Source organism: Kribbella sp. (assembly GCF_035655035.1).
Classification (GTDB): domain Bacteria; phylum Actinomycetota; class Actinomycetes; order Propionibacteriales; family Kribbellaceae; genus Kribbella.
Genome location: NZ_DASRVN010000268.1, coordinates 1 through 1,959 on the forward strand (window position 1 = coordinate 1; position 1,959 = coordinate 1,959).

At 68.2% G+C, this 1,959-nt stretch carries 2 protein-coding genes; both read right to left on the reverse strand.

The genetic code is table 11. The annotated features are described in order from the left end of the window. A partial coding sequence (locus VFF46_RS15650) for a sulfite oxidase-like oxidoreductase (RefSeq protein ID WP_325037841.1) occupies window positions 1-594 on the reverse strand: 594 nt, incomplete at its 3' end. A gap of 42 nt (window positions 595-636) precedes the next feature. After that, window positions 637-1,779, reverse strand: coding sequence for an acyl-CoA dehydrogenase family protein (locus VFF46_RS15655; protein WP_325037842.1), 1,143 nt, complete (start codon window positions 1,777-1,779; stop codon window positions 637-639). Window positions 1,780-1,959: the final 180 nt, after the last annotated feature.

A 1,959-nucleotide genomic window follows, 5' to 3' on the forward strand; every position in this document is an offset into this window, starting at 1 on the left:
GTCGCCGGCGTATCGCTGTTCTTTCCATGGGTCTCCGTACTCGTGGTAGCCGGCGGTCTCCCAGAAGCCGAGGTCCTCGGTGTCGGACAGCACCAGGCCGCGGACCCACTTGGCGCTCTTCCAGAAGTACAGGTGCGGGACCAGCAGCCGCGCCGGTCCGCCGTGCTCCGGGTCGAGCGGGTCGCCGTCGTACTCGTACGCGATCCAGGACTGCCCGTCGAGCAGGTCGTCGAGCGGCACGTTCGTCGTGTAGCCGCCGTAGCTGTGCGCCATCGCGAAGTCCGCACCGGTCTCCACGTCCGCCAGCAGCGTGTCCAGCGAGACGCCCTGCCAGCTCGTCTGCAGCTTGGACCACCGCGTCACGCAGTGGATGTCCTTGGTGATCTCCTCGGCCGGGAGGGCCATCAGCGCGGCCCAGTCCCACCTGTGCTTCTCACCGGTCTCGGTGGTGACCGTGAACTCCCAGTGCTCGGGCAGGATGTGCGGCGTCGGCCCCGCCGACAGCACCGGGAACTCGTGGGTCAGGTACTGCCCCGGCGGCAGGTCCGACCCACCCCGCCGCCGTCCGCTGAACCCCGGCGAAACGATGCCCATGACGACCCTCCTCGCTCCTGGAGGAAGTCAACCACGGAACCGTCAGATTCCCATCGTCCGGCCGATGATCTCCTTCATGATCTCGGTGGTGCCGCCGTAGATGGTCTGGATCCGGGTGTCGAGGTAGGCCTTGGCGATCGGGTACTCGGTCATGAACCCGTAACCGCCGTGCAGCTGCAGGCAGCGGTCGACCACCTTCTTCTGGAGCTCGGTGGTCCACCACTTGGCCATCGCGGCCTCGGCGACGGTCAGGGTGCCGGCATTCAGTTCCTGGATGCAGCGGTCGACGAAGACCCGGGCGATCTGGGTCTCGGTGGCCAGCTCGGCGAGCACGAAACGGCTGTTCTGGAACGAGCCGATCGGGCGGCCGAACGCCTTGCGGTCCTTCACATAGCGCAGCGTGTCGTCGAGCATGTTCTCGCAGGCAGCGGCCGCGACGACCGCGATCGTGAGCCGTTCCTGTGGCAGTTTCTCCATCAGGTAGACGAAGCCCTTGCCCTCCTCGCCGAGCAGGTTCTCGGCCGGCACCCGGACGTCGGAGAAGAACAATTCGGCCGTGTCCTGCGCCTTGAGCCCGATCTTGTCCAGGTTCCGCCCGCGCTCGAACCCGGGCATCCCGCGCTCGACGACCAGCAACGAGATCCCCTGCGCGCCCGCGTCCGGGTCGGTCTTCGCGACCACGATCACCAGGTCGGCGAGGATCCCGTTCGAGATGAACGTCTTCTGCCCGTTCAGCACGTAGTGGTCGCCGTCGCGCCGCGCGGTGGTCCGGATCCCCTGCAGGTCGCTGCCCGCGCCGGGTTCGGTCATCGCGATCGCGGTGATCGTCTCGCCGGAACAGAAGTCCGGCAGCCAGCGCTTCTTCTGCTCGTCGGTCGCGTAGTCCAGGAGGTACGCCGAGTTGATGTCCGTATGGATCGTGAACCCGACCCCGCTGGCCCGGACCCGGGTGAGTTCCTCGATCAGTACGGCGTTGAACCGGAAGTCGCGCGCTCCACCGCCGCCGTACTCCTCCGGCATCATGAACCCGAGCAGCCCGGCGGCACCGGCGGCCGTCCAGAGCTCGCGCGGGACGATGCCGGCCTCCTCCCAGCTGTCGTGGTACGGGGCGATCCGCTGGTCGCAGAACGCCCGGACGGTCTCCCGGAAGGCATCCTGATCGGCGTCGAAGAGCTGACGTTCCACGGGCGGGTTCCTTTCAAAGCTGTTGGGCGGCGCCGGATTCCAGCAGTACGTCGACGTCCGTGATCCCCCAGTCGGCCAAGGCCTCCCGGGTGTGCTCCCCCGGCCGCGCGGGCGGCCTGTCCACGCTGGTCGGCGTCCGGTCGAAGCGCGGCGCGGGTGCCGCCTGCCGGACCCCGTCCA